This window comes from Cytobacillus purgationiresistens (genome assembly GCF_030813235.1).
Lineage (GTDB): Bacteria > Bacillota > Bacilli > Bacillales > Cytobacillaceae > Cytobacillus > Cytobacillus purgationiresistens.
The window spans coordinates 65,655-88,722 of record NZ_JAUSUB010000010.1 but is presented as its reverse complement, the minus strand read 5'-3'; the positions used below and the strand labels follow the sequence as shown (position 1 = coordinate 88,722).

Below are 23,068 nucleotides of genomic sequence, written 5' to 3'. Positions count from 1 at the left end.
AAGATGTTCTCTAATCACTTTATTAATGAGTATGCCCAAACGGAGGAAAATAAAACCTCGTTCGAACGAAAAATTGAACGAATTAAGCACGATGGTGTTCGCAACTATGACGCAGACACCACGGAATCAATGTCGGACCTGTTGCCGAGCATAAAGGCGGTGCGTCTCGGATGAGAAATTATATCGTCACAAAGCACGCAATCGAACGAGCGTATGAACGTTTGGGCATTTCACGCAAGAACGCAGCGCATCACTTAAACCAGCTAATGCAGACGGCTTTCTATCAAGGGGAAACGCAGGACCAAGGCAGCGTCCGAAAAATATACGATCATCACAAGTCGCGAACCCGTATTTTCGTAGAAGACAACCATATTATTACGGTTTATAAATTTCCGGAAGAAGCTATCACACCGCAGCCAACGCTTCCTTATATCGATGAAATATCGCAACTGATTAAGCGCAAGTTCGCGAAATCGGAACGCGAATTTAAACGCAAGGAACGAACGCTGTCAATCGAGCTTGCCGAGTTTAATCTCGAACTTGCAACGCTGCGACTGAACTTCGCGAAAGCTAAATCGCCAAAGGTTCGAACTAACTTGGTGGAAAAGATATCGGAAGTCGAAACGAAGGCAGGACGCATACAATTCGAGTTAGACGAAGCAACGAAATCATTTAACGCGATTAAAGAAGGGGCGGCTGCATATTTATGACGGAGCTAGTTTGGGTAGTTGGCGGAATCTTAATTATCGGAATTGTAAACGCCGTATGGCAAGCGAGTGGCGAAGAATGAGCGCGAAAGTCGTTAGCCTGGCGGATATCAAGCGTAAGCAAATGATTGCGAAGTATATTGCGTTTTATGGAACGGCGTATGACGCAACTAAAGCGAAGTAATGTGTCGGCAAGCGCTTGCGTCCGCCGGTGAATATCGAGGTAGCGGTTAAGTAAGATGGTCGCTGTGCTAAAACGGTCATACGACCCGCCGAGCGCTGGTACAGTTTCCGTTACTATTCGGTATTTAACGGCGGGCGTAGGCGGTCGCAGTCATAGGCGAAGGAAATATCGCCACTTGTGCCGACAAGGGACTGCGTTCGGAACCGTTATGGCTCGGCTGGCTGGGTCGACTGGCGATAGGCTTTCATTAGCTGTCAGGCGGGCAACCTTCGTCGGCTACAGCATCGAGTCGCTTTCGAATTACGGAAGCTCTAGGCAGGCTGGGTGTTGTAGCGGGCGCGGGAATCAATCCGGTGTTCGAAAATATTTGCGAAAGCAAGGAGGAAAATGAATGAGTCAATTTGTATCCGGAGCTGACGCTCTAAACGCACTTAACGCAACAAACGACGGAGGTGGCAACAGTAGCGCGGAATTCGCAAGTTTTAAGTCGGGCACTACCTACAAGGTTCGCGCGTTAGGGACGGCTGACCTCATCAAGTTTTACAGTTACGGAATCTTTAAGAAAGTTAATTCTTTCGTAGCGAAAAATCCTTCGGTCAAGAATGCTAGAGGCTTTGCGGAATCAAACTTCACGCCGTGGGACCTCGCGTCAAAATACTACGCTGACCTTAAAAAGAAAGCGGAGGATGCGGGTAATCAAACGAAAGTTGATGAGTACAAGGCGGAAGCTGGTAAGTATCGTGCGAAGGAAAGATTTGCGCTAGGATTCATTGACCTTGCGACAGGCGAGCCGATCATCGTCGACCTGAGCCGTAAACAGGCGCAAGGCGTTGCGGCAGTCATCAAGAAGTACGAAAAGAAACTCGGCAAGTTGGCGTTTGAGTTAACGAAAGCGGGCAGCAGTACTTCGACCGTCGTAAGCCTATCGCCAGTTATCGATATGGACGAAGATTTAACTGACGCAGAGCGAGCTAATTTTGAAAAGGTTGACGGCAAAGAGTTCGATATGACGTTGTTCGACGGACTTCTATTCGAAGCTGACGAAAAGCAGCAAATCGAAAACCTTGTCGCGGCAGGCTTTGACATTACGCTTATCGGCTTGAGCATTGGCGGAAGCGAATCGGCAGCAGACACGGCGAACATCGGCGACGAGGAAGACTTACCATTTTAAAGGGGGCGGAATAGATGGCATATACAACCGAATCAGTAGGTAAATATTCGGAATTAATCGCTAGGGCAGCGCTACTCGCCAACGGGTGGTCTGCCGTTAGCACATCCGAAACAGAAGAATCTTTCGATGTCAGCGCACGCGACCCATTGACTGGAGACTGGAAAACATTCCAGGTAAAAACGATTCGTAAACGCGATGACCGACGAGGTGAGCTGGTGATTTACGCTAGAAACGGTCAAGGCAAAGCGTATTCTCAGTCCGACGCGGATTATATCATTGGCGTCTTGGGAGAGAACGGCGAAATGCCTCGCGTATGGCTCTTGGAGAACCGCGGCCTGCAAGAATATTGGGCAACGGAAGCGCGCGCTAGTCAACGTTGGGTCGAATTGTCAATCGCATTGGATCGCGGGGTATTCGAGGCAACAAGCGCATGATGGCCCGCCTATTCTTCGCAGGGCTGACGATATTGCTGGCGCTAGTGTCAATCGGATTAATGGTACGTGGCTTTTACATTGTCGCATCGCTTACGTTGACGGCTGCGGCAGTATTCCTATTAAACGAAGGAGGAAACGATAAATGGCGAAATTAGAAGGCGTTAAAACTATCGATATGGTAAACGGTGAAATTACGAAGGTTGAGTATGGCGGAGAGGTTTACGCGAAGGTTGACGTAAATGGAGTTGCGGAGGTTGGTGACTTAGTATTAATTACGGATGATTCGTGGGTTCACTCGACAGAGGGTATGTTTTACACTTGTGAAGCGTTGTCGGACATTAATCCTCGTATTTCAGACGATAGAAATGAGTACGATAGTAATTATTATGACGGATCTTACGAACTATTCCGCAAACAGGCCGCGCCAACCCTAGACGAACGCGTATCCGTACTAGAAACGAAAGTTGCATCGCTTGAAGGCGAGGAGAAGACTGCGGAAATCATTAATCACAATGGCGCAGAGTATACGCTAGTTGACCGTAAAGCACAACCGGGCGATGTCGTGATTATTCCTAAAGGCGGAGGAAGCCCGTATTTCGAAGAAGGTAAAATGTATGAGGTGGCTGACGAGTTTGATGACGTAAAAGTAACTGCGTACGGAAACAACGGTAAGCATTACAGACTTTACAACGAGATGTACGACCGCACGCAGGATAACGTCAAAGTTTACGAACCAGTTGCGAAAAGCGAGCCGTTAAAGGTTGGCGACTACGCGAAGGTTGCCCCACATGTCAGTCATGATGGATACGCTGGAGCAGGCGACATAGTTAAATTGCATGATAATACCGGTGGCTGTTACGATTTCAAGTGTACAAAGCCTGGAGATGAAAGCGGCTCTACCCTTTTTAACGCATCAGAACTAGTCCGCGCAACCGACGAAGAAGTTGCGGAAGCCAAGCGTCAAACTGAGCAAGCTGAAATCGAAGCAAAATGGGCGAGCATTGGACGCAAGCCTAGTGAGTTCAAGAAAGGCGATATCGTTCATAGCGAAAATGGTGCCGCAGAGTTTACCGTGTTAGCCGCAGATGAAATAATCACAGGTAAAGTTTCGTTTGAATCTCGAAGGGTTGATTTAGATAAAGTCGTGTTAGTCACGCCAGTAGAAAGCCGTTTTGACCGTGAATAAATGTGCGAAATGTTCCTCGCCAATCCGGCCCGGCAAGCTTCACCTCGATGACGACCACGCTGACCTAACGTTTTGTGACGCGCAATGCTGGCGAGAGTGGGCGGTCGGTGAGGGCGAATCAGTCGTATTCGATTTCTATCGGAAACTGAACGTGCGGAAAGTATTGATTTAAAGGAGGCGATATTCATGGCGCCAAAACTACGGCTGAACATTGCGCAAGCTGATCCGAGCGAGTCGGTCAAGGCGGTACAGACCGTCTCAAAGCGGAAAGTTGCGGCGACTGAGACGATTGACGAGGCGTGGGTGCGAATACTGGCGATGAAGAATAGCGACGCTGATCAGGCGAAGTTGTTCGAAGTCAAGGCGGCAATGGCGAAGGGTTTGTTAGGCAGAAATCCTTCGCTAGTTGCCAAGCGTTTCAGCAAGGCGGAAGCTTTGCGGATGCATAAGCAACTTGCGGAAGAGCGGCGCGAATCAAAACTAAAGGAGCTTGTGGCGAATACTCCTTCACACTATACGCTGGTCGATTCAATCGATAAATTACAGCAGATGGCTGACGCTATAAATGCCGCAGATATCATCGCATTTGACTGCGAAACTTTTGGAGAGAAAGGCGGAGCACTAGACCCGTGGCGCGGCAACGTTGCGGGATTCTCCGTCTCAACTCGAGAAGCAAGTTGGTATGTACCGTTAAATCATACGGAAAAGACAGCGTTAAATCAGTGCGACATAAACGATATTCTCGGTATAGTTGCCGTCCCTTTGATGACTACAAAAATCGTTATGCATAATGCGCCGTTCGACTGTAAGTGGTTCGAAGTAAAATACGGCTTAAATCTAACGGACGCACTATATGCAGATACGAGAATCATGGCGATGTCGATGGACGAGAACCGCGATCACCGGTTGAAAAACTTACTCACAGATTGGTTAAAGCAGCCGAGCGACAATTTCGACGAGTTATTTCCGAAAACAGCGTTTAATACGATTTCACTTGAAGTTGCATTACCTTACGCGGCAGGAGATACGGAAAAAACGCTTGCATTATTCGATTGGATATCCAAGTGGTATGACAAGCGTCCTGACCTGCAAGAAATCAAACAGCTATTTTACGAGATAGAAATGCCGGTATGCCGACAGTTTATAAAGTCCGACGTGCGAGGTATTCGATTTGATTCGGAAGCAGCGGCAAAGCTGGACGCACAATTTGCTACTGAGCAGGCGGAATTAATGAGCAAGATACACAGATATCTCGGCGCAGAAATCAACTTGAATAGTCCGACGCAATTAAAGAAGAAGCTGTTCGTCGAGTTGGAGGTGCCTGACTTAGCGAAAGGGTCGACGGCTGCAAAGGTATTGAAGCGTATTAAAAACAGTCATCCAGTAATACCGTTGTTACTTGAGAATCGCGGGTTAGGAAAGCTTCGAGAATCATTTACGCAAAAACTCCCTCACGAAGTAAAGAGCGACGGTAAGATTCACCCTTGGCACAATACGTGGGGAGCAGCGACTGGCCGATTTACTTGCAAGGATCCAAACACGCAGCAGATACCGGCAAAACGTCCCGAAGTGAGGCAGTTATTTTTAGCAACGGACAATGACCGTATCTTAGTTTCTATCGACTATTCGCAAATTGAACTAAGGGTTTTGGCGCATATGGCTAACGAAAAGGAACTCATTAAAGCGTTTTTCGAAAATCGTGATATTCACTCGACAACAGCGGCGATGATCAGTGCAGGAAAATACACTTACGAGGATATAGAAGCAGCCAAAGACACGGATGGCTCCGAGCAACAGAAGCTGCGTAAGCAGGCGAAGGTAGTTAACTTCGGAATTGTATATGGGATGAGTGCCGGCGGGCTTTCGAACACGCTTGAAATTACGAAGAAAGAAGCGCAAATCATCATCGATAATTACTTCAAAGGATATCCGGGCATAGAGCGCTATATGGACGAACAGAAACGCATAGCCCGCAAGCAAGGATATGTGACCGGCATTTTCGGTAGGAAGCGCCGACTTCACACGGACTACAAATCGAAAGATAGATACCATCATTTTCGCGCCGACAGACAAGCAGGCAACTTTCCGATACAAGAGAGCGCAGGAACGATTCTAAAAAAAGCAGTCGTCGACTTGCAACCAGTGCTCTCGTCACTAGATACGCACATTCTACTACAGGTTCATGACGAATTACTTTTCGATTGTCCGAAAGATATTAGTCGCGAAAATTTGACTCTTATCAAGGAGACTATGGAAAAGGCCGTTAAATTGATTGTTCCTGTACGTTGTGACGTCGAGTTAAATCCTGAAAGATGGCTAGGAAAAGTTAGCGAAGATGATTGGTACGAAGGGGAGGACGAATAATTGAGTCAACAACTAGCCGAACAAATAGCGCAAGATTTTGCGGAATATATGGACGAATTTCACCGATATCCTCAACCGTACGATGACGCGATGGACGCTGAATTTTATGAACAATACGCGAGAGTTTTACGCGAGCAATCGAAATGGGGTTACTTCAATTGGAAAACGGCACCGGACGGAACACCTCGACCTACATTCGCGCCAAGTTCTGCCGGTAAAGATGAGCGACAACTCTATTCGAAGGCTGTTTACGGAAGGAAAGCCGAAGAAGGTCGTCCGCCCAACCGTAATCAACGAGATTGGACTGGACTTGGATCGCAAGTTGGTGGCTACATTCAGCGCGAGATAATGCTTGCCGAGCGACATTTCGAAAAACTGACCGGCAAGAAGCCGCGGTTTAAGTTCGAGCGAACTAAACGTAATGAGCCAGCGTTTGAACATTTCGTGAAGAAGATTCACGAAGTTGAACATAACGGTGAGAAGTTCGGCTTAAACGGATTGCCTGACGGGATCCTTGAGTACATTACGGACGATGGCGAAATATTACGCGTAGGACTTGAGGTTAAATCGTTTCAGAAAAGTTATACGGATTTTAAGGAGCAAGCAGAGCCGAAGAGGGATCACGAATTGCAAACGCATGTGTACAACGAAATGTATGACTTGGACTATACGCTGGTTTTATATCATCTGACTTACGGCGCGGATTGGGAGTACGAGTTTAGTCGCAATAAAATTTACGGAAGATTTATACCGAGAGAGGCGCGTATCTCTTTGCTAGATAAATTCGCAAGAGTGACGAAGGCATGGCGAACTAAAACGCCGCCGGCGATTGACCTTGACGGATGGAAATATAACGACTATAAGACGGTAATCGCCAAAGATTTTACGGATGAGGAATTCGAGATATTGAAAGCACAAGTTAGACGAGCACAGCGATCAAATTTACCTGCATGGAAGAAGCAACAATATTACGAAGCATTCGAGTTTATCAAGGATGCAAGGGAGGCGAAATGATGTACGAAATAAAACTTTTTGTGGGCGATGGCTCACATTTCGCTAAAGTGGACAAAAGCGGACTTACGAAAATTCGCGAAGGATTAAACGATACCAACGAAGCTAATTTCTTGGAAGTATACTGTTACGACGGAGATTGCGTATTTGCTATTAGCCGTTCAGACGTTGAGGCGTACACATACAAAGAGGTGTACGAATGAGAATCCTAGCGTTCGACATTAGCGCAAGTCCAGGCGTAGCCGTCCTCGAAGTAAAAGGCGGAGCGCCTTCGCTAATCATCGCCGATTCCATAAAAACTAGCACGGACAATAGCGATTCGGAACGATATGCCTACGTTGAAGCTTTCGCAGTTAAGGCGATTCACGAACACGGACCATTCGACCTGACGATTCGCGAACATTTCACGAAGGGCGGAAGCAAGCGCGCCACACAGCTCGTATTCGGTAGCTGGTCGATGATTGATAGCGCGTTAGGCAAATACGGATACGCAGTCGATGGCGAGATAACGCCGACGGAAGTCAAGCGAATAGTTGGCGGAAAAGGTACGGCAACAAAGGACGAAGTTGAGGCGGGCGTTCGACGCTTGCTGGGGCTTACGGAAGATTACAAGTTTAAGAGTAACGATGCTAGCGATGCTGCTGCGATAGGACTTGCGTATCTAATTAAAAACGGAATTATTAAGGGGGCGGAATGATGAAAGAGGAAATTTTCTCAAAAGCAACGGAATACATTGACGCGATTGCTGCGAATCTTGGCGTAGCTGCCGAGCATGTTTACGGTCTTATGGTGCAGCAGAAATTTACAGAAGGAGTGGCTGAAACTATAGTCGGCGTCCTTATGTTAATACTTTTCATTGTTACACTAACGCTTGTTATTGGAGCTTACCTAAATCCTAAATACAAGACGGTTGGCGACGGCTATCTAAAAGCGGAAGTTCCTTCGAATATTTACGCAAAAGTATATGAGCTTATAGATAGAACTGACGGATTTGCTCACATGATAATAGTTCCTTTCTTATTATTAACGGCGCTGTTTGGAACTCTCTGTATATATAGCGGTATCCTCACACTAATTAATCCGGAATACTACGCAATTAAAGAAATCCTCGACGCGTTCGGTGGCGGAAAATAAGGAGGCAGAATAATGAAGTATTTAGTAAGTATTGTAGTGACGATAATACTATCGTTATTTAAAGCGTTCGTAGTTATGAAGTTATATAACTGGTACCCGTCGCAAATCTTCGGAGTAACGACGATAACACTTATGCAGTCGTTTGTCCTGATATTTACAGTAAACGTACTCCGTTCTAAAAGAACTTTTGATGACGCGGACGATCTTCCGTTAAATAAAATAATATTTCATTCGACGGTGTATGGCGTTGCTTTATTAATCTATCTATTTATTGGCTGGGTGCTATTACCGTATGTCTAATCTAGCGCCAGCATACCGCAAGCTACTCGAGCACAACGAAGCGGAGCTAAAAGACATCGACTATTTTCTCCGTAAGGAACGCGACAAACTAACGGAACACTACAATAGACGCGAACAGGTCGTTAAAAGTATCGCGGAGATAAAGGAAATATTAAAAGACTTGGAGGCTGACGAATGACTACGAAGCTATTAACGGACGACTTTATCGATAAATACCCGGACTTTCCATCGCACATGAACGCGCTAGGCACCTTCGTCTACTATCGCACATATTCGCGTTTCTTACCGCAAAAGGGACGACGTGAAACGTGGAAGGAAACGGTAAGACGCGCGACAGACTATAACGTAGGGCTTGGCGTCAAGCATATGGAGAAAATCGGCTATGCGGTCGATTACGATGCTTTTCGCAAAGAAGCCGAAGCGTTGTTCGATAGCATGTTTAACCTTCGCCAATTCTTGTCGGGTCGCACACTTTGGGTGGGCGGAGCTGATGGGGGCGTTGCGGAAAAATATCCACTCGCAAATTTTAACTGTAGCTTCGTAAATATCCGGAGTTGGAGCGACCTAGGCGACTTGTTTTATTTGTTGCTAGTAGGTACCGGCGTCGGATTCAAATGTACGAAGGAGTTTGCGGCAGAGCTTGCGCCAATACGAACGAACTTTACGTTGTATAACGAGTCATACGACCCGGTCGCTAAGCATGAGCGCATTGAGCATACAGAGACTCGCGAAATTAGCGATACAACGCTCGAAATAGTGGTTGGAGATTCCAAGGAAGGTTGGGTCGAGGCACTACGTTATTTCTTCGCAATATTGACAGATAAAGGTAGCGATGATTATACGCAAATCATCATAAATTACGATTCAGTCCGTCCGAATGGCGAGCGCTTGAATACATTCGGAGGCACTGCGTCAGGGCCTGAGCCATTAATGGAAATGTTCGAAGGAATTGAGCGCGTATTAAAAAACGAAATTGACCCGAATCTTGACGTGCTGGAAACTATCGACGGTATTTACTCGAAAGTCCGTCCGGTCCACATTCTCGACATCGGGAACCTAATCGGCAATAACGTAGTTGTCGGAGGCGTACGCAGGACAGCCGAAATATTCCTTATGGACGCGGATGATTACGAATCTATTTTCGCAAAGTACGGCATCAACGGCGTATGGAATGAGCAACAGCACCGCAAGATTATCGAAAAGGTAAGAGCGCTAGGGCTTCGCGATATTGTGAGAATGCTAGAAAGCTTGCCGATAAATGACCCGAATGCGCGTCCGTTACATCATCGCCGTATGTCGAATAACTCGATTGCGTTTACGGAAAAGCCAAGCGAAGCAATGCTCGATTTAGTATTCGAAATGATGCAGATGGAAGGCGAACCGGGCTTCGTTAACCTTGAGGAAGCGCGAAGAAGGCGCCCTAACGCAGAGGGCTTAAATCCATGCGTCGAAATTATACTCGATAGCTACGGCGTATGTAATTTAACGACGGTTAACATGGCCGGTTTTGTGGAGGACGGCAATCTTAATGTTGAAAAGCTAAAAGAAGCGCAAAGGTTATCGGCACGTGCAGGATTACGAATGACATTGGCGGAACTCGAACTACCTCACTGGAATGCAATCCAGCAGCGGGATAGACTACTCGGCACATCGCTGACCGGCGTAAAAGATGCTCTCGCTATGGTTAATATCCCGGATGTTTGGCAGGCGCCTCTAGATTACGAAAAAGCATTATTGCAAACTCTTAAAATTATCGCACGCAAAGAAGCCGACAACTATGCGAAAGAACTACGCGTCAGCAGTCCGTTGCTAGTAACGACAGTTAAGCCGGAAGGCACAATCTCGCAAGTAGCCGGCGGCGTATCAAGCGGACTTCACTGGTCGCATTCGCCATATTATATTCGCCGCATCAGAATTAACGCTGCCGATCCGTTAGCGAAGGCGGTGCAATCGATTGGCTGGCCGGTATTCGCGGAAGTTGGCACGGCGGGTCATAACGATGAGGCTGAACTAGCGAAGCCGGAAATCATTGCGCAAGCTAGAACGCTAGTCATCGAGTTTCCTATAGCCAGCGGCGCAACAAAGACGAAAGATGACGTATATGTGCCGGAGCAATTCGATACGTATTTCCGATTCCAGCGTCATTATACCGAGCATAATTCGAGCAATACGATTCACGTCCGACCTGACGAATGGGGCAAAGCGCAGGATATCGTATATGACGGATGGGACGATTTTGTTGGCGTATCATTCCTCGCATATGATGGAGGGACTTACCGATTAGCGCCATACGAAGCAATTACGAAAGAGCGCTACGAAGAAATGGTCGCAAAATTAGCCGAGTTTGATCCGTCGATATTGCAGCGATTTGAGACGGGCGAAGACGGCGACCTTGACGGAATGGGCGGATGTGAAGGCGGAGTTTGTCCGATTAGATAAGGAGGGATGGCGTGGAAATATTAGCGACGACTACACATTGGGGAGGATTTATCGTAGCTACGGTAATACTTTCGTTACTTGTTTTACTAATGATGTTTACTACGGTAGGGGGAGCAACGTTAATTATCACGGGAGAAAGTCGAACAACAACTGACTTCGTAATGACGACAGCAGCCTCGGTGTTATTAATCTTCTTTTCGATAGGAATATTCCTCGGTTTTAAGAGTGGGCCTGAGGTAACATACAAAGCGAAAATCATGGACTTTAACGAAGTGTACAACTCGGGCTATGAGATCGTCAGCAATCAAGGTGAGCTTTACACGCTGCGCAAAAAAGAAGCCGACCGTTAAATCAGCTTCTTCATACCACACTTACGACATTCGCGAAGGAATTTCCCGTCACCTATTTTCGACTTAAAGTGGCTACTGTCGCAATTGTCGCAGCGACCACTTTTGACGTCAGGGTATTCGCTAATGTCGTAAATCTTGTTGGTATCGTAGTTCATGTTGTATCACCCGAAATAGATTATATCATGAAGGAGGCGTTTATATGAACGTTAATATAAAGAAATTGCACGAGGATGCGGAAATGCCGAAATATGCGCACGAAGGCGATGCTGGCGTCGACCTAGTCGCGATAGAGGACGTCATTATCGAGCCGGGCGAGACAGCGCTAGTCAAGACGGGCTTGGCGTTTGAGTTACCGGACGGCTACGAAATGATGATTCGTCCGCGCTCAGGGATTACGCTTAAAACGAAGCTACGCGTTCAACTCGGCACGGTCGATAGTCATTTCCGCGGAGAAGTAGGCGTGATTGTCGATAATACCGCAAATTTCGCTGACTTATTCGATATACCTACGATAGAGGATTTCTATGTTATATACGGCATTGACGGAAGGTATTACTGCGGTACAAATAATATCAAAGAAGGCGGAGGCTATATCATCCGCAAAGGTGATCGCATAGCTCAAGCGGTAATCGCGCCCGTATCAAGAGCGCAATTTACCGAAGTTGAAACGTTGGGCGAGACAGCAAGAGGCGTAGGTGGCTTCGGGAGTAGCGGGGTGAGTGCGGAATGAACAATCGAAAGCCAGTTGAGCCGGAAACAACTAGACGCGCTCGTATTATCGAAGTAATCGAGACGGTATCGATTCGAGGTAATGGCGTTGATACAGTACTGCGGGAGGTTACCCAATATTGGAGTAAAGAGGGAGTGTTATTGGCGGAAAGTGATCCGATTAAGGAGGAAATGGAATGAACGTTAAATTAATAGCACATACGCAATTAAGCGAGGACTTCTGCGACCACATATACCGTTTAACTCCGGACATGGACGAGTATGTAACTGAAAAAGTATCAGACGGCCAAGCGGTCGCCCTAACCGCCATTCGCACGTGCTACAGTCCTGGCAAGCCAAGCGAAATTGTAGCGAAAGAAGGCGCAAAGTATTTCGGCAACAAAGCGACGGATGGCGAAGGCGGCTCGGAAGCTGATCGTCTGTTCCGCCACATTGTCCGCAGCCGTCACACTTCTACGCTGGAGCATTTATCGTTCACTTTCGCGATTGAAGGCGTAAGCCGTGCTCTACTGGCGCAACTTACACGACATCGCGTCGGCTTTAGCTTTAGCGTTCAGTCACAACGGTATGTCAGATTCGGCAGTGGCGATAAGTCGGGTGGATTTGATTACGTTGTTCCGGAAAGCGTTGAAGGTAAACGATGCAAGATGTCGGACAGTGATGGCGAATATAGTGCGGAAACCCTTTTCAATCAAGCGATGGCTATATCGCAGCAAGTATACGATGACTTACGGAAAGCTGGCGTTCCATCCGAAGATGCACGCGCTGTCCTACCGAACGCTGCGGCTACTAATCTCGTAATGACGGCTAACCTTCGCGCCTTGCTCGAATTTTACGCGAAAAGGAAAGCAGGAAACGGCGCACAAGTTGAAATCGCCAAGCTGGCGGAGGAACTAAAAGAGGCGGTTATCAATGCAGAACCATGGACGCGACAATTCTTCGAGGGGTGATACTTTGTATAAAGATTTTATAGGACGTAAGTTAGGAAGACTAAAAATAACTGACTGTCTGTACAAGAATGATGGAAAAAGAAATAGAGCCTATTTTACTTGTATCTGTGATTGCGGAAATCAGGTAGAGGTTAATGGTGATGCTGTTAGAAGTGGGGCCACAAAGTCTTGCGGTTGCTTATGTTTGGAAACGAGAAAAGAAAGAGCAACAAAGCACGGTATGCATGGAACGAGATTCTACCACATATGGGGAGGCATGAAAACAAGGTGCTATAACAATAAAGATACCGGATACTCGCTTTATGGAGGTAGGGGCATTAAAGTTTGCGAGAGATGGGATTCTTTCGATCATTTTAAAGAGGACTTATTTGATTCCTATAAAGAACATGTTGAGATGTTTGGGGAAGAAAACACTACGTTAGATCGAATTAACCCTAATTGTGATTACACTTTAGATAACGTTAGGTGGGCTACGAGAGGTATTCAAAACCATAACAAACGGCAAAGAGAAAATACAACTAGTGGAATTACGGGTGTTACGCGACATAAGTCCCGAAATAAATGGCGGGCGTATATTCAAGTAGATAAGAAAGTGATTCACCTAGGGTACTTCGACGAGCTAGAAAAAGCAGCAGAGGCAAGAAAAATAGCTGAAATAAAGTATTACGGCTAAACAACTTTATAGATTTAGGAGTGTGACTGTTATCAGTTTTTTTGCATCTATACTAATATCTCAAACTATTATATCCCATGAAATACCGTCTATTACTTCAGAAGAGATAGCAAAAAGATGGGCACCGAACGCTCAATTATGGCGTCAGCAGGTGGAAGTATCAGCGCAAGCCAACGAAGAATTACGCTCCAAGAATGAGCGCCTATCAGCCGAAATTAAACGCTTGAACGAAACGGCATGGCAACCGTTTGACGCTAGCGCTTATATAGCGGATTGTGCCGAAGGTTGCTCGGGTATCACGCGCGTCGGCATTGATGTACGCAACAAGACGCATCATGACGGCATGAGGGTTATTGCAACCGATCCGTCAGTCGTCCCGTTATGGTCAATCGTCGAGCTACGCTTTGCTGACGGCAGAACCGAGCGAGCCATTTCGCTGGATACGGGCGGAGCTATTCGCGGTAGGAAGCTCGACTATTTAATCGGAAGTCACGGTGATGCAATACAGTTCGGACGCCAGCAAGTTGACGTAAAAATAATCGAAAGAGGGGCGAAATGAATGAAAGCGATAATTAAGATGGTCAATGGTGAAGAATTTACGGTGACAGGCGACCTTGTGAGCGACCTTCACGATTATTTCACAGGTCCAACGGGAGCGGTGGAAAAAATCCCTATCGGCTGGCTCAGCACTCCTATTGACGCGATAAATTTAAAGCACGCGGTTAGTATTAAATTCGAAAGCGAGGCGAGTAATTAATGACGAATAAACATTATATTGCAGACGAAAGCTTAGGTGGAATTGAGCGCGAATTTGTCGAGGTTGAACGGAATGCTGACGTGGGGGATTACGTTATCATTATTTCAAATGAGATGAACCATCCATTTGAAATCGGAGAAATTACACAAGTTACGGAAATTGTCGAAGACGGAATCGTTGACGCGGGCGGATGGTATATATCGGATGAAGTATATATCGACTACAAAACGCTAGAGCCAACGGACATCGTCCGCATTGATACGTTAGTAGACGCGGATACAAGTCTCCATGCCGTAGGGCGCTACCGTCTAGTTGACCGTAAGGCGGAGATTGGCGAAAAGGTGCTAGATTTGTCTGACGGAGAAGTACTTGAAATAGTAGGAACGCATCATTACCGTAATAATGTCGTTTACTACAGCACCACGGACGCAGGAGAGGTCCCTATAAAGACAAAAGAATACAGCGTACTACAGCTAGTCGAAGCGGAATCAACGTCCGAACCTATCACCGTAGACGCAACGCAAGCCAGTCCGCAAGTCCTCGAACTACTCGGCAACCTAGCGCGAAGAGTTACGCAATTAGAAACGCAACTACGTGATACGCAGCGCAACGTTGAGACATTCGCACAGCAGACGGAAATTAATACGGAAGCAATAAGGTCGCTCAGCGACCGGACGCAGAAGAAATCAAACGGTAAAACTTTGCGTTTTGAACAAGAAGGCTTAACAAATTGGCGCGTATATCAGGACGGTGTTGAGCTTAAGGGTGTATCATCCGTAAGAATAAAAGCGAGCCGAGATGATTTTACAATGTACGATGTCGAATTTATCGCGGGAGTGACTGCCGATGAAAACGGAAATTGAAGTCAATCGAACTGTCACCGTTACTAAAATCGCGCTATGCGGCAAGCTCCGTTCAGGCAAGGACGCCGTAGCCAATCGCATGTATATTCGCGCCATGTTTGACCGAGTGGCTTTCGGAGACAAGTTAAAGTATTTATATCACGCAACATTGCCGTGGGTACCAGAGCATCCGAAGCCGCGCGCCGGTTATCAGACGTTCGGTCAAGATATGCGCCGACTATACGGAGAAGATATTTGGATTAGGCACGTAGAGCGAACGGTCGAGGCGTCGATTAACTTTCGCAAGACAACCAGTGATCACGTCGGCATTGTAATTACGGACTTACGTCAGCCTAACGAGCTAGAGTGGGCGAAGGCTAACGGATTTACCATCGTGCGAGTAACAGCACTGGAAGCCGATCGTCTTATCTGTGCGGAAATGGCTGGCGACGAGTTTGACGCAAAAGACTTGGCGCACGATACCGAGCAGCATGTCGATGGATTTACGGTAGACTACGAGATTGTTAATGACGGAACACTTGACGAATTACATGCGAAAGTTGATGCGATGTTGGATGAAATAGCGCAGTAGGCAAGCGGTTATTTTGACCGAAAAAAAGACGAAGCTTACGGCAATAGGCTTCGTCTCACTTAGTTACTTCGAAAGCGCGCCAGTAGGTTCCGCCTTCATCGAAGTTACCGATATCAGCGAATTTAACCGGCAAGTCACCGTCAGTCAGTCCGAGCTTACGCGCAACAAGCTTGCCAGCAGCAACGCCAACATAGCCGCGTTTGTCCAATTTAATTGCAGACGCGTTCGGCACCTTTGCGAGTTCTTGTTTCGCTAACCCGATGCGTTTATTTTCCACATCGACGCTAATGACGACGTATTGGTACGCAGAAAGCTTCATTTCACGCATCGCCTCGGAATTGACACGCAAACGGTAGAATTTATCGAGCGACAGACTTGCTCCGCCGGATCTAGAGATTTGTAACGGCTCGAATGGCATGTAATCACGCTCCAAACTTTGGAATATTTAACGCAATTATAGCTTTTAAACCAACGAAAAGCAACGCTTTATAGCCATTCGACAAAACTCGGCAGACGCAGCATGCCCGAGCCGGTCTGATTTGACTAGGAGATTAATGGAAACGGAGGAATTGTGATGAGAATTGAAGTTTCGCGAAGTACCGAGTTGGATAGATGGGTTGCTGATAGGGATTACTTAAAATCAACACCCGCCGGAGCAAGACTTCGATTATGGGTGCTTGACGATACAGGCGAAAGAATTGGTGCGATGATGTGGGGCAGACCTAACGCTCGACAACTCGATCAGCATGCGTTACTTGAACTCACACGCATGTACTTAGTTGAAGAGGCTCCGAAGAACAGTGAAAGTAAATCACTAGGGTTGGCACGAAAATATATCAGAAAAAATATGCCGGAAATAAAAGGTATCATCGCATACTCAAGCACCGGCATGAGGCATGAGGGAACGATATATAAAGCGGATAACTGGTTTGAGTTAGGACGTAGCAAAGTTTCAACGAAAGGTTGGAGTAATCGGGTCGGTCGAGAAAATCGGGATGCAAGTGAAAAAATACGATGGGTACGCACACCCTAAACGAAATCGAGGCGATTTAATGGGAAGCGCAACGAACAAGCCGGACCATCATCAGCAATATGATGCAAGATACGCACTGGACAACGCGGTAGGAGTAAGGCGATTGCTCGCTGACTATCACGCGCTCAAGCAACGTCGGTTTGCTGGCGATACGGCTGCGAGCGATTTGATTATCGATTTAATGACGGCGATTGAACGGGCAGGCTTGACGGATAGGCAGCGTCAGGCAGTGCGGCTAGTATACGGCGAAGACATGTCGCAAGTTGATGCGGCGAACGAGCTTGGAGTAAGTAAGCAAACGGTCAATCGGCTGGTTGACGTGGCAATGACGAAAATAGCTCGTGTTTATGAATCGTGGTGCAGGCGCGGTGAGGGATACGTGCTTAGTGAAAGGGAGGCGGAATAATTATGTTTAATCAAGACTTTTACCCGACGCCGGACGAGTTAATCGAGGAATTATTAGCGCTAAGTATTAGTAAGGAAATACCTTCGAGGTTTTCAGGGCTAAAAGGGATTAGCAGACTTACATTACATGGGCGTGTGCTTGAACCTTCCGCTGGTAAAGGAAATATCGTTTCGTATATCAAGCGAAAAATGAGTTCGATAAAAGTAGACGCAATCGAAATGGATCCGGAACTTTCAAGTTTTTTATTAGGCGCTGGTCATAACGTAGTCTGGTCGGACTTCCTTACGTTTGAAACATTCCGGGAATACGACTCGATTGTGATGAATCCTCCGTTCAGTGCCGGCGATAAACATTTACTACACGCTATTAATCTCGCAAGCAGGCAAATTACGAAGGACTGCGAAATATATGCGATTACCAACGCAGAAACTATTAAAAATCAATTCAGCGTTACTAGGAAGGAATTGGCGCGGTTGCTTGATCTACACAACGCGCGAATAAAGTTTGTCACTAATGCGTTTAGCGACGCAGAAAGGAAAACAGACGTTGAGGTGGCGCTAATTTACTTAAAGGTGCGCCGAGAAGATGCGAGTGCGGACTTATATAAGCGTACAGTTGACGCCGTATCGAACGCTCAACAACACGACATTGAAGGTAATATAACTACCGCGTTAAGTACGTTTGTTAAACAGCAGGAAGTCCAGGAACGACTTGACGATATATCAAGGCTAATCAGCGAATATGAGCAGGCTGTGCGCTTAGTTCGCGAGGATTACGAAGTAAGTAAACGAAAAGCCGATTTCCTAAGCTACATTTCGACTATCAACGGAGGAAAAATATTTACGCCAAGCGATACGTCGTCAAAAGATTACGAAGAAGAGTTGCAAAGGCTTCGGTCGACGTATTGGAAGCTCATCCTGCAAACGGATGAATTTATGAAGAAACTGACCACGGAAGCACAAGAAAAGCTGAATCGACAACTAGGTTCGGCTTCGGAACTAGAAATAAATTCAACTAACATATACATGCTTCTTCACGCAATCATGGCGAACTCTTCCGATATGCTATTGAGCAGTGTCGTTAGTATGTTCGAAAAGGTAACGTCTTATAGTCGCCGAGAATTTTCGACAAACATTCATTATTACAACGGATGGAATACGAACGAGGCGTATAAAATCGGCAAGAAAGTAATTTATCCGTTTTTCACTACCTTCGGAGATTGGGACATGGGAGCGCGCGATAATAGCTTTAATAGCGTTGATTACCGCATAAAAGGCTTTATTTTCGACTTACTAAAGGCCTTCGAACCTTTTCGCGAAGTGAATTACGATTTTGAAAAGATCGGCAAGGGTGAATTTAGAAACGACGTTCTGCGCTTTAAGATTTTCATGAAAGGCACGGTTCACGTATGGTTTAACGACCCGGAGTCGCTAAATAAGATTAATTACGTATGCGGTCGAAAGTTTAATTGGCTACCAACGGACGAAGAGCTCCGTAATGATCCGAAAGCACGCAATTTTGTCGAAAAAGAGTTCGGCGATATTGTAACGGACGTTAGACGGCTATTAAGCGATACAAATGAAACGGAGGATATCGGATGAACAACGAGCAATTTAACGATAAAATTAACGAACTATGGGCGCAGACGAAAGCCGGCAATCTGCCGCGTCCTTCGCGCTTTGAAGCAATCGAAGCGCTGACTGAGGAGTATTTCGCTGCTAGAGGTAAGATGCCGGAAGCTGGCGCGCTCGATCGGCTGGCGACGCTTTGTTTGTACGAAGAATTATCGGACGATACGCCGTGGAAGTCGCGTAGTAATGAATATCCAATAAACAGCGACCGTCAGCAAGAAGAAATCGAAAAGAATGAAGTTGGCATGCAGGCGCTTGGCTACGTTAATAATGACGGCAAGAAACCGCAGTCAGCAGGACGACGCAAGCGCACTGATTACGAGAATACGAAGGCGAACCGCTCCCGAAGCAGAAACGCCGAACGTAGGCGCAGATATCGTGAGTTTACGAAAGTACAGCCGGTTGTTATTTCGCATCTGATACCCTAAATAAATCCGCAACATCAATTTCAAGCGCTCTAGTGATGGCGAATACGTGCCAATCGACATGGCGTTCGTTCTTGTCGAAACGGCTGATAGAGCCTTGTGGTACGCCGGAAAGTTCGGCGAGTTGCATTTGCGTGATGCCTTTTTCTTTTAGAACTTCCGTTAAACGTGGCGTGACTTGTAGCATTCGGAAACACCTCCTAAAATAATTATACGATAACGAATATTTTTCGTCAATAAGTGTTGACATTCTTTATACGATATCGTATAATTAAAGTATAGAAAGGAGGTGAACGAAATGTTACCGTTACCGTTACCGTTACCGTTATTGTTATCGCAGCGACACTGTTGATAATGCGTAAGAATGGAAAATAAATCATGGCTAATTAACTCACTAAGCATTATATTGAATAGAGATGAGTGCTTTTGTCCATTTCAAAAAGAGACTGAATAGCGGAATCCTTAAATGTAGTTCAATCTGAAATATATATGATTGTCAGGATTTTATGCATGAGATGTGTAAATTAAGGGGGATTATTACATGCTTAAAAAATATTTAGAGAAAAGACAAAGAGAACGAGTAAAAATAATGGAGGACAAGGTAACAAGTCTTTCAGATAAAGAATTGAAAATTTGGTTCCAACGCGCAGAGTTAGACAATGAAACAAATTTACTTCATGCTGTATACGAAGAACTAACTAAACGTGGTTTTACGCATATGAAAGATTTTTAACGCTATACAACAGATTGACAGTCATGCTGATAAACATTTTAAGCAATGTTTAGATTAGGGAGGTTCTAGATATGGAGTGTAGTCATTGTGAAAAAGAACTAGATTTAGGAAAAAAGAATAGCTACAAGTATGACTATATGGGTAATATTTGGTGTACTAACTGTATGGAAATCGAAGTAAAAAGAGAAATGTAATTAATAATTTGTTGGTCGAGTTAAATATTGTAATCAAGTATAGGCTCGCATCAGCGGGCTTTTTTCGTTGCAACGGCTTACTTTTCGTCAAAATGTCTGCCTTATATATGTAGAAAGAAAAACGGTTACACGCTCGTCAGCTATGGCGGGCTTTTTATTTTATTGACGGGAAGATTCGCACGTTTGACGTGGAAATGAGCCGGCGGACTTGCCGAGCAATTGGGGCGAATCAATAGCGGTTTGGTTAGCCGCCATAAATTGTATATGACCGGACGCCTCTTCGCAATGCACGCGGACCAACGTCGGTCTACATAGCCGTCCTTCGGGGCGGCAATTTTACTTTAAAGGAGTCGATGAACATGGCGGAAGAAAAGCGCGAAGTTGTGACGGCAGAAAATTGGGGTAAATCTCGCACAGATGGTATCGAAGTTGTCGCAGAGAAGACGAAAGATATCGGAGAGTTGACGTATAAATTATCTTTGGACGTATCCGAAGCATTAACGGGACTTAAAGCCGTTCAGCGTGAGGCGCGTGAAGCAACGAAGGCGTTGCGTGAGTTAGAAGCGGCGCAGCAACCGAAAGTTGCGGAAGTAATGGCGAACTATTTGCCGATCAGTTCCGAGGATGCCGAGAAAGTTGTCCAAGCGATTATGCAAGGACGTCACAAAGGCGGTCATGTATTTCCGTACGAAAACGTTGACGACGTTATTGACGGCAGTGATTATGTGTTTGCCCCTATAATGACTCATCCGAATACGGCGGGAGACATCCCCGAACACGTAAGGAAATACGGAACTGGTAGCGGAAGCGTGACAACGACTAGTAATCGGACACAGCCTCGCGCGTGGTTTAAGGACGGTGGTGTAAAATGAGATATCGTAAAAAGCCCGTTGAAGTAGAGGCGATTCAATTTACTGATGATGCGGATTCTATAACGCAAATATCCGATTTTGCTGACAATGTGCTAGTCGTTCGTTATAGCAATAGCGATACGACTGAACTAGTGATAGACACGCTAGAAGGCCTTATGTCAGCGCAAGTTGGCGACTATATTATTCGCGGCGTTGCTGGCGAGTTTTATCCGTGCAAGCCGGACATATTCGAGCAGACTTACGAAAAGGTTTAATACACCCGAAATGGTAGTCCTAGTTAGTTAAAGAGGGAGTGGTTTTAGTTATGGCGATCAATGGAGAGATTGAATATTGTAATATTTGCGATGATATCTACGCAACATACCCTATATTATGGATGATGTTTAATTCTCACGAGGGAGAGACGTTTAATAGCCGAGAGGGAACATTTGAATGTCCTCGTTGTCAAAGTAAAATTACGCGATATGAAGGATTTATAGAAGCTTTACGAAAGCGAGAGTCTCCTATATTCGTAGACAGTTTACTAAGTTCGATAGATGACTTGACGCCCGAGTCTATAGATTTATTAAGAGTTGCATTGGCTAATTTTACTGTACCTTCATTTTCTATAAAAGTAAAGAGTGCGTCAGACAGTATTTTATCCGAGTTATTGGCGAAAAGGTATCTAGAGAAAACCGTTGGGATGGGTAATACTATACTAACGTTGAACGCTAATAAACTATGTCTCTTAGATAATTATGAACTACTTATTAAGCTATACCACCAACAATCATTTATCAATAACCCTGACTATTTAGTTCGAAAAGACTACGAATGCTCAAGAAGAAGGAGAAGTCGTCTATTAGCCTTGGTTAATGATTTTACAGGTGATGACAGAGAGGAAGTTCTTCAAAAATTCGAAGGTAAATGTGCGTTTACTGGTAAGGACGTTCCACTACATTTCGACCATATAATCCCATTAGCGGTTGGACACGGAGGAACTACTAAAGCAAATATGCTTCCTATATGGCAGCGCATTAACTCATCTAAAAACGCAAGAAATTTATTTGAATGGTACGAGGACAATGGTGACCGATTCGAAGTTAAACCGGAGTTATTCAATAAAGCTGTTGAATACATTGCGGGGCTTAACGGAATGACCTTCGCTGAATATCGCGAATATGTATACGACTGTCATGCGAATCCTAACGATAATTTAACGGAGGTTAGATAAATGATCGAGTTTTTCTGCTATTCAACGACATTAATGCACTTCCTCAAGGCGAATGGTCTTCGCTATAAATATACAGCGCTACACAAACGCACGGGCAATCGGATGTGGGTTTTCGAACGTACAGACGAATTAAAACGATATTTAGACGAATACGACGCGCGTAAAGCGTTGGCAAAAGCGGAATTATTAGAGCGCTAAGATGCGTCAATTAGTGAACGAAGGAGAGCGATAGTAAATGAGCGAACAGAAGCGAGCATTGCCATTCGATACGACAAAAGGATTTGCGGCGATTCCAACAGCCGTATGCACTCTATATGTAAGGCATCCGAAGTTCAATCCGACAGCCGAGCGAGTATATCGTTATTTATTACAGCGTCACAATGCCGACTATGGCTACGCTTGGCCGAGCTGGTCTTCTATCATGCGCGAGACAGGAATCGGCTCTAAAGGGACGGTCAGCAACGCATTGAAGGCGCTGGAACACCTTGAGTTGATAAAGCGCGTGACACATGCGAATGATAACGGCTGGGACAACAATTGCTACGTATTCAAGCCGCCGATCGATGATGAGGACGCGTTTTATCGTAAGTTTGGCGTTGAGCTGGCGAAGAGGTATCAGCGTAAAGAAGCCGTTGTGGACGAGTCGGAAGAGTTGGCGGAGCTATTATAGCGGTAGGTGGTACGATTTCTGTACTACCCTAGTACGATTTCCGTACCACCCTAGTACGATAAGTGTAC

The 23,068-nt window shown here is 45.8% G+C and carries 36 protein-coding genes; 33 read left to right on the top strand and 3 right to left on the bottom strand.

The window, feature by feature from the left end:
* The first annotated feature begins 170 nt into the window (after positions 1-170).
* The 14 genes from J2S17_RS12965 to J2S17_RS12900 all read left to right on the top strand — a co-directional run bounded on the left by J2S17_RS12965 (position 171) and on the right by J2S17_RS12900 (position 11,280).
* Entirely contained in the window at positions 171-710 is a 540-nt protein-coding gene (locus J2S17_RS12965; protein ID WP_307475472.1) for a hypothetical protein, read from the top strand.
* 236 nt (positions 711-946) lie between these two features.
* Positions 947-1,282, top strand: a complete 336-nt coding sequence (locus tag J2S17_RS12960) for a hypothetical protein (protein WP_307475470.1) — start codon at positions 947-949, stop codon at positions 1,280-1,282.
* The gene (locus J2S17_RS12955; RefSeq protein WP_307475468.1) at positions 1,283-2,062 is read left to right on the top strand and encodes a hypothetical protein; all 780 of its coding nucleotides are present in this window, start codon (positions 1,283-1,285) and stop codon (positions 2,060-2,062) included.
* Between the two features lie 14 nt (positions 2,063-2,076).
* Positions 2,077-2,496, top strand: a complete 420-nt coding sequence (locus J2S17_RS12950) for a hypothetical protein (RefSeq protein ID WP_307475466.1) — start codon at positions 2,077-2,079, stop codon at positions 2,494-2,496.
* Positions 2,493-2,651: a hypothetical protein gene (locus J2S17_RS12945; RefSeq protein ID WP_307475464.1), complete on the top strand. Its 159-nt coding sequence runs from the start codon at positions 2,493-2,495 to the stop codon at positions 2,649-2,651. Before J2S17_RS12950 ends, J2S17_RS12945 begins: the two co-directional genes overlap by 4 nt.
* Positions 2,639-3,682, top strand: a complete 1,044-nt coding sequence (locus J2S17_RS12940) for a hypothetical protein (RefSeq protein WP_307475462.1) — start codon at positions 2,639-2,641, stop codon at positions 3,680-3,682. The genes J2S17_RS12945 and J2S17_RS12940 overlap by 13 nt, the downstream gene beginning before the upstream one ends.
* Before the next feature lie 186 nt (positions 3,683-3,868).
* The gene (locus J2S17_RS12935; RefSeq protein ID WP_307475460.1) at positions 3,869-6,046 is read left to right on the top strand and encodes a DNA polymerase; all 2,178 of its coding nucleotides are present in this window, start codon (positions 3,869-3,871) and stop codon (positions 6,044-6,046) included.
* Entirely contained in the window at positions 6,047-7,060 is a 1,014-nt protein-coding gene (locus J2S17_RS12930) for a hypothetical protein (protein WP_307475458.1), read from the top strand.
* A complete protein-coding gene (locus J2S17_RS12925) occupies positions 7,060-7,260 on the top strand; it encodes a hypothetical protein (protein WP_307475456.1) in 201 nt (66 codons plus the stop codon). Before J2S17_RS12930 ends, J2S17_RS12925 begins: the two co-directional genes overlap by 1 nt.
* Positions 7,257-7,754: a crossover junction endodeoxyribonuclease RuvC gene (locus J2S17_RS12920; protein WP_307475454.1), complete on the top strand. Its 498-nt coding sequence runs from the start codon at positions 7,257-7,259 to the stop codon at positions 7,752-7,754. Before J2S17_RS12925 ends, J2S17_RS12920 begins: the two co-directional genes overlap by 4 nt.
* The gene (locus tag J2S17_RS12915; RefSeq protein ID WP_307475453.1) at positions 7,754-8,191 is read left to right on the top strand and encodes a hypothetical protein; all 438 of its coding nucleotides are present in this window, start codon (positions 7,754-7,756) and stop codon (positions 8,189-8,191) included. The genes J2S17_RS12920 and J2S17_RS12915 overlap by 1 nt, the downstream gene beginning before the upstream one ends.
* A 12-nt stretch (positions 8,192-8,203) precedes the next feature.
* Positions 8,204-8,491 carry a hypothetical protein gene (locus J2S17_RS12910; protein WP_307475451.1) on the top strand — a complete coding sequence of 96 codons (288 nt, stop codon included), beginning with the start codon at positions 8,204-8,206 and terminating at the stop codon, positions 8,489-8,491.
* 174 nt (positions 8,492-8,665) lie between these two features.
* Complete coding sequence (gene nrdJ / locus J2S17_RS12905; RefSeq protein WP_307475449.1) at positions 8,666-10,930, top strand: ribonucleoside-triphosphate reductase, adenosylcobalamin-dependent; 2,265 nt, start codon at positions 8,666-8,668, stop codon at positions 10,928-10,930.
* 11 nt (positions 10,931-10,941) lie between these two features.
* Positions 10,942-11,280 carry a hypothetical protein gene (locus tag J2S17_RS12900; RefSeq protein ID WP_307475447.1) on the top strand — a complete coding sequence of 113 codons (339 nt, stop codon included), beginning with the start codon at positions 10,942-10,944 and terminating at the stop codon, positions 11,278-11,280.
* On the opposite strand, the gene J2S17_RS12895 is transcribed toward J2S17_RS12900, so the two are convergent.
* Complete coding sequence (locus tag J2S17_RS12895) at positions 11,277-11,435, bottom strand: DUF8096 family protein (protein ID WP_307475446.1); 159 nt, start codon at positions 11,433-11,435, stop codon at positions 11,277-11,279. The two genes, J2S17_RS12900 and J2S17_RS12895, sit on opposite strands and share 4 nt — an antisense overlap.
* 44 nt (positions 11,436-11,479) lie before the next feature.
* Here J2S17_RS12895 and J2S17_RS12890 point away from each other — a divergent pair, with 44 nt between their 5' ends.
* Genes J2S17_RS12890 through J2S17_RS12855 form a run of 8 tightly spaced genes read left to right on the top strand, consistent with a single transcriptional unit; the run spans position 11,480 to position 15,823 of the window.
* Entirely contained in the window at positions 11,480-12,010 is a 531-nt protein-coding gene (locus J2S17_RS12890; RefSeq protein WP_307475444.1) for a dUTP diphosphatase, read from the top strand.
* Entirely contained in the window at positions 12,007-12,189 is a 183-nt protein-coding gene (locus J2S17_RS12885) for a hypothetical protein (protein ID WP_307475442.1), read from the top strand. Before J2S17_RS12890 ends, J2S17_RS12885 begins: the two co-directional genes overlap by 4 nt.
* Positions 12,186-12,959, top strand: coding sequence for an FAD-dependent thymidylate synthase (gene thyX, locus J2S17_RS12880; RefSeq protein ID WP_307475440.1), 774 nt, complete (start codon positions 12,186-12,188; stop codon positions 12,957-12,959). Before J2S17_RS12885 ends, thyX begins: the two co-directional genes overlap by 4 nt.
* Positions 12,960-12,963: 4 nt before the next feature.
* Positions 12,964-13,632, top strand: a complete 669-nt coding sequence (locus J2S17_RS12875; RefSeq protein ID WP_307475438.1) for an AP2 domain-containing protein — start codon at positions 12,964-12,966, stop codon at positions 13,630-13,632.
* Between the two features lie 22 nt (positions 13,633-13,654).
* Positions 13,655-14,191 (top strand): 3D domain-containing protein, encoded by a 537-nt coding sequence (locus tag J2S17_RS12870; RefSeq protein ID WP_307475436.1) that lies wholly within the window; start codon positions 13,655-13,657, stop codon positions 14,189-14,191.
* Positions 14,192-14,389, top strand: coding sequence for a hypothetical protein (locus tag J2S17_RS12865; protein ID WP_307475435.1), 198 nt, complete (start codon positions 14,192-14,194; stop codon positions 14,387-14,389). It abuts the gene before it with no gap.
* On the top strand, positions 14,389-15,252 hold the full coding sequence (locus tag J2S17_RS12860; protein ID WP_307475434.1) for a hypothetical protein: 864 nt from the start codon (positions 14,389-14,391) through the stop codon (positions 15,250-15,252). The genes J2S17_RS12865 and J2S17_RS12860 overlap by 1 nt, the downstream gene beginning before the upstream one ends.
* Positions 15,236-15,823, top strand: a complete 588-nt coding sequence (locus tag J2S17_RS12855) for a nucleoside/nucleotide kinase family protein (RefSeq protein ID WP_307475433.1) — start codon at positions 15,236-15,238, stop codon at positions 15,821-15,823. The genes J2S17_RS12860 and J2S17_RS12855 overlap by 17 nt, the downstream gene beginning before the upstream one ends.
* A 55-nt stretch (positions 15,824-15,878) precedes the next feature.
* Here the strand turns inward: J2S17_RS12855 and J2S17_RS12850 are convergent, their stop codons facing one another.
* Positions 15,879-16,241 carry a hypothetical protein gene (locus J2S17_RS12850; protein ID WP_307475431.1) on the bottom strand — a complete coding sequence of 121 codons (363 nt, stop codon included), beginning with the start codon at positions 16,239-16,241 and terminating at the stop codon, positions 15,879-15,881.
* A gap of 156 nt (positions 16,242-16,397) precedes the next feature.
* Between J2S17_RS12850 and J2S17_RS12845 the strand changes: the two genes are divergently transcribed.
* From J2S17_RS12845 to J2S17_RS12830, 4 genes are read left to right on the top strand one after another with little or no spacing between them, the layout of a single operon-like run.
* Positions 16,398-16,856 carry a Mom family adenine methylcarbamoylation protein gene (locus tag J2S17_RS12845; RefSeq protein WP_307475429.1) on the top strand — a complete coding sequence of 153 codons (459 nt, stop codon included), beginning with the start codon at positions 16,398-16,400 and terminating at the stop codon, positions 16,854-16,856.
* Positions 16,819-17,262, top strand: coding sequence for a sigma factor-like helix-turn-helix DNA-binding protein (locus tag J2S17_RS12840; protein ID WP_307475427.1), 444 nt, complete (start codon positions 16,819-16,821; stop codon positions 17,260-17,262). The genes J2S17_RS12845 and J2S17_RS12840 overlap by 38 nt, the downstream gene beginning before the upstream one ends.
* Positions 17,263-17,264: 2 nt before the next feature.
* Positions 17,265-18,863, top strand: a complete 1,599-nt coding sequence (locus J2S17_RS12835; protein ID WP_307475425.1) for a DUF4942 domain-containing protein — start codon at positions 17,265-17,267, stop codon at positions 18,861-18,863.
* Complete coding sequence (locus J2S17_RS12830; protein ID WP_307475424.1) at positions 18,860-19,321, top strand: hypothetical protein; 462 nt, start codon at positions 18,860-18,862, stop codon at positions 19,319-19,321. The genes J2S17_RS12835 and J2S17_RS12830 overlap by 4 nt, the downstream gene beginning before the upstream one ends.
* On the opposite strand, the gene J2S17_RS12825 is transcribed toward J2S17_RS12830, so the two are convergent.
* Positions 19,299-19,505, bottom strand: a complete 207-nt coding sequence (locus tag J2S17_RS12825; RefSeq protein ID WP_307475422.1) for a helix-turn-helix domain-containing protein — start codon at positions 19,503-19,505, stop codon at positions 19,299-19,301. The genes J2S17_RS12830 and J2S17_RS12825 overlap by 23 nt on opposite strands.
* A 354-nt stretch (positions 19,506-19,859) precedes the next feature.
* Between J2S17_RS12825 and J2S17_RS12820 the strand changes: the two genes are divergently transcribed.
* From J2S17_RS12820 to J2S17_RS12790, 7 genes are all read left to right on the top strand, one after another.
* Positions 19,860-20,051 (top strand): hypothetical protein, encoded by a 192-nt coding sequence (locus J2S17_RS12820; RefSeq protein WP_307475420.1) that lies wholly within the window; start codon positions 19,860-19,862, stop codon positions 20,049-20,051.
* 71 nt (positions 20,052-20,122) lie between these two features.
* Positions 20,123-20,245, top strand: a complete 123-nt coding sequence (locus tag J2S17_RS12815; protein WP_307475418.1) for a hypothetical protein — start codon at positions 20,123-20,125, stop codon at positions 20,243-20,245.
* A gap of 359 nt (positions 20,246-20,604) precedes the next feature.
* Entirely contained in the window at positions 20,605-21,117 is a 513-nt protein-coding gene (locus J2S17_RS12810) for a hypothetical protein (protein WP_307475416.1), read from the top strand.
* Positions 21,114-21,371, top strand: a complete 258-nt coding sequence (locus tag J2S17_RS12805; protein ID WP_307475414.1) for a hypothetical protein — start codon at positions 21,114-21,116, stop codon at positions 21,369-21,371. Before J2S17_RS12810 ends, J2S17_RS12805 begins: the two co-directional genes overlap by 4 nt.
* 287 nt (positions 21,372-21,658) lie before the next feature.
* Positions 21,659-22,330: an HNH endonuclease gene (locus J2S17_RS12800; RefSeq protein WP_307475412.1), complete on the top strand. Its 672-nt coding sequence runs from the start codon at positions 21,659-21,661 to the stop codon at positions 22,328-22,330.
* Positions 22,331-22,528: a DUF5659 domain-containing protein gene (locus J2S17_RS12795; RefSeq protein ID WP_307475410.1), complete on the top strand. Its 198-nt coding sequence runs from the start codon at positions 22,331-22,333 to the stop codon at positions 22,526-22,528.
* 37 nt (positions 22,529-22,565) lie between these two features.
* Entirely contained in the window at positions 22,566-23,000 is a 435-nt protein-coding gene (locus tag J2S17_RS12790; RefSeq protein ID WP_307475408.1) for a helix-turn-helix domain-containing protein, read from the top strand.
* Positions 23,001-23,068: the final 68 nt, after the last annotated feature.

Excerpts from the sequence above, each read along its gene's own strand:
- J2S17_RS12890 (WP_307475444.1), top strand. The coding sequence starts at position 11,480 with ATGAACGTTAATATAAAGAAATTGCACGAGGATGCGGAAATGCCGAAA.
- J2S17_RS12950 (WP_307475466.1), top strand. The coding sequence starts at position 2,077 with ATGGCATATACAACCGAATCAGTAGGTAAATATTCGGAATTAATCGCT.
- J2S17_RS12815 (WP_307475418.1), top strand. The coding sequence starts at position 20,123 with ATGGAGTGTAGTCATTGTGAAAAAGAACTAGATTTAGGAAAAAAGAAT.
- J2S17_RS12925 (WP_307475456.1), top strand. The coding sequence starts at position 7,060 with ATGTACGAAATAAAACTTTTTGTGGGCGATGGCTCACATTTCGCTAAA.
- J2S17_RS12945 (WP_307475464.1), top strand. The coding sequence starts at position 2,493 with ATGATGGCCCGCCTATTCTTCGCAGGGCTGACGATATTGCTGGCGCTA.
- J2S17_RS12965 (WP_307475472.1), top strand. The coding sequence starts at position 171 with ATGAGAAATTATATCGTCACAAAGCACGCAATCGAACGAGCGTATGAA.
- J2S17_RS12940 (WP_307475462.1), top strand. The coding sequence starts at position 2,639 with ATGGCGAAATTAGAAGGCGTTAAAACTATCGATATGGTAAACGGTGAA.
- J2S17_RS12805 (WP_307475414.1), top strand. The coding sequence starts at position 21,114 with ATGAGATATCGTAAAAAGCCCGTTGAAGTAGAGGCGATTCAATTTACT.
- J2S17_RS12915 (WP_307475453.1), top strand. The coding sequence starts at position 7,754 with ATGAAAGAGGAAATTTTCTCAAAAGCAACGGAATACATTGACGCGATT.
- J2S17_RS12885 (WP_307475442.1), top strand. The coding sequence starts at position 12,007 with ATGAACAATCGAAAGCCAGTTGAGCCGGAAACAACTAGACGCGCTCGT.
- J2S17_RS12835 (WP_307475425.1), top strand. The coding sequence starts at position 17,265 with ATGTTTAATCAAGACTTTTACCCGACGCCGGACGAGTTAATCGAGGAA.
- J2S17_RS12790 (WP_307475408.1), top strand. The coding sequence starts at position 22,566 with ATGAGCGAACAGAAGCGAGCATTGCCATTCGATACGACAAAAGGATTT.
- J2S17_RS12920 (WP_307475454.1), top strand. The coding sequence starts at position 7,257 with ATGAGAATCCTAGCGTTCGACATTAGCGCAAGTCCAGGCGTAGCCGTC.
- J2S17_RS12795 (WP_307475410.1), top strand. The coding sequence starts at position 22,331 with ATGATCGAGTTTTTCTGCTATTCAACGACATTAATGCACTTCCTCAAG.
- J2S17_RS12935 (WP_307475460.1), top strand. The coding sequence starts at position 3,869 with ATGGCGCCAAAACTACGGCTGAACATTGCGCAAGCTGATCCGAGCGAG.
- J2S17_RS12960 (WP_307475470.1), top strand. The coding sequence starts at position 947 with ATGGTCGCTGTGCTAAAACGGTCATACGACCCGCCGAGCGCTGGTACA.
- J2S17_RS12825 (WP_307475422.1), bottom strand. The coding sequence starts at position 19,505 with ATGCTACAAGTCACGCCACGTTTAACGGAAGTTCTAAAAGAAAAAGGC.
- J2S17_RS12840 (WP_307475427.1), top strand. The coding sequence starts at position 16,819 with ATGCAAGTGAAAAAATACGATGGGTACGCACACCCTAAACGAAATCGA.
- J2S17_RS12850 (WP_307475431.1), bottom strand. The coding sequence starts at position 16,241 with ATGCCATTCGAGCCGTTACAAATCTCTAGATCCGGCGGAGCAAGTCTG.
- J2S17_RS12955 (WP_307475468.1), top strand. The coding sequence starts at position 1,283 with ATGAGTCAATTTGTATCCGGAGCTGACGCTCTAAACGCACTTAACGCA.
- nrdJ (WP_307475449.1), top strand. The coding sequence starts at position 8,666 with ATGACTACGAAGCTATTAACGGACGACTTTATCGATAAATACCCGGAC.
- J2S17_RS12860 (WP_307475434.1), top strand. The coding sequence starts at position 14,389 with ATGACGAATAAACATTATATTGCAGACGAAAGCTTAGGTGGAATTGAG.
- J2S17_RS12865 (WP_307475435.1), top strand. The coding sequence starts at position 14,192 with ATGAAAGCGATAATTAAGATGGTCAATGGTGAAGAATTTACGGTGACA.
- J2S17_RS12810 (WP_307475416.1), top strand. The coding sequence starts at position 20,605 with ATGGCGGAAGAAAAGCGCGAAGTTGTGACGGCAGAAAATTGGGGTAAA.
- J2S17_RS12820 (WP_307475420.1), top strand. The coding sequence starts at position 19,860 with ATGCTTAAAAAATATTTAGAGAAAAGACAAAGAGAACGAGTAAAAATA.
- J2S17_RS12845 (WP_307475429.1), top strand. The coding sequence starts at position 16,398 with ATGAGAATTGAAGTTTCGCGAAGTACCGAGTTGGATAGATGGGTTGCT.
- J2S17_RS12895 (WP_307475446.1), bottom strand. The coding sequence starts at position 11,435 with ATGAACTACGATACCAACAAGATTTACGACATTAGCGAATACCCTGAC.
- thyX (WP_307475440.1), top strand. The coding sequence starts at position 12,186 with ATGAACGTTAAATTAATAGCACATACGCAATTAAGCGAGGACTTCTGC.
- J2S17_RS12830 (WP_307475424.1), top strand. The coding sequence starts at position 18,860 with ATGAACAACGAGCAATTTAACGATAAAATTAACGAACTATGGGCGCAG.
- J2S17_RS12910 (WP_307475451.1), top strand. The coding sequence starts at position 8,204 with ATGAAGTATTTAGTAAGTATTGTAGTGACGATAATACTATCGTTATTT.
- J2S17_RS12855 (WP_307475433.1), top strand. The coding sequence starts at position 15,236 with ATGAAAACGGAAATTGAAGTCAATCGAACTGTCACCGTTACTAAAATC.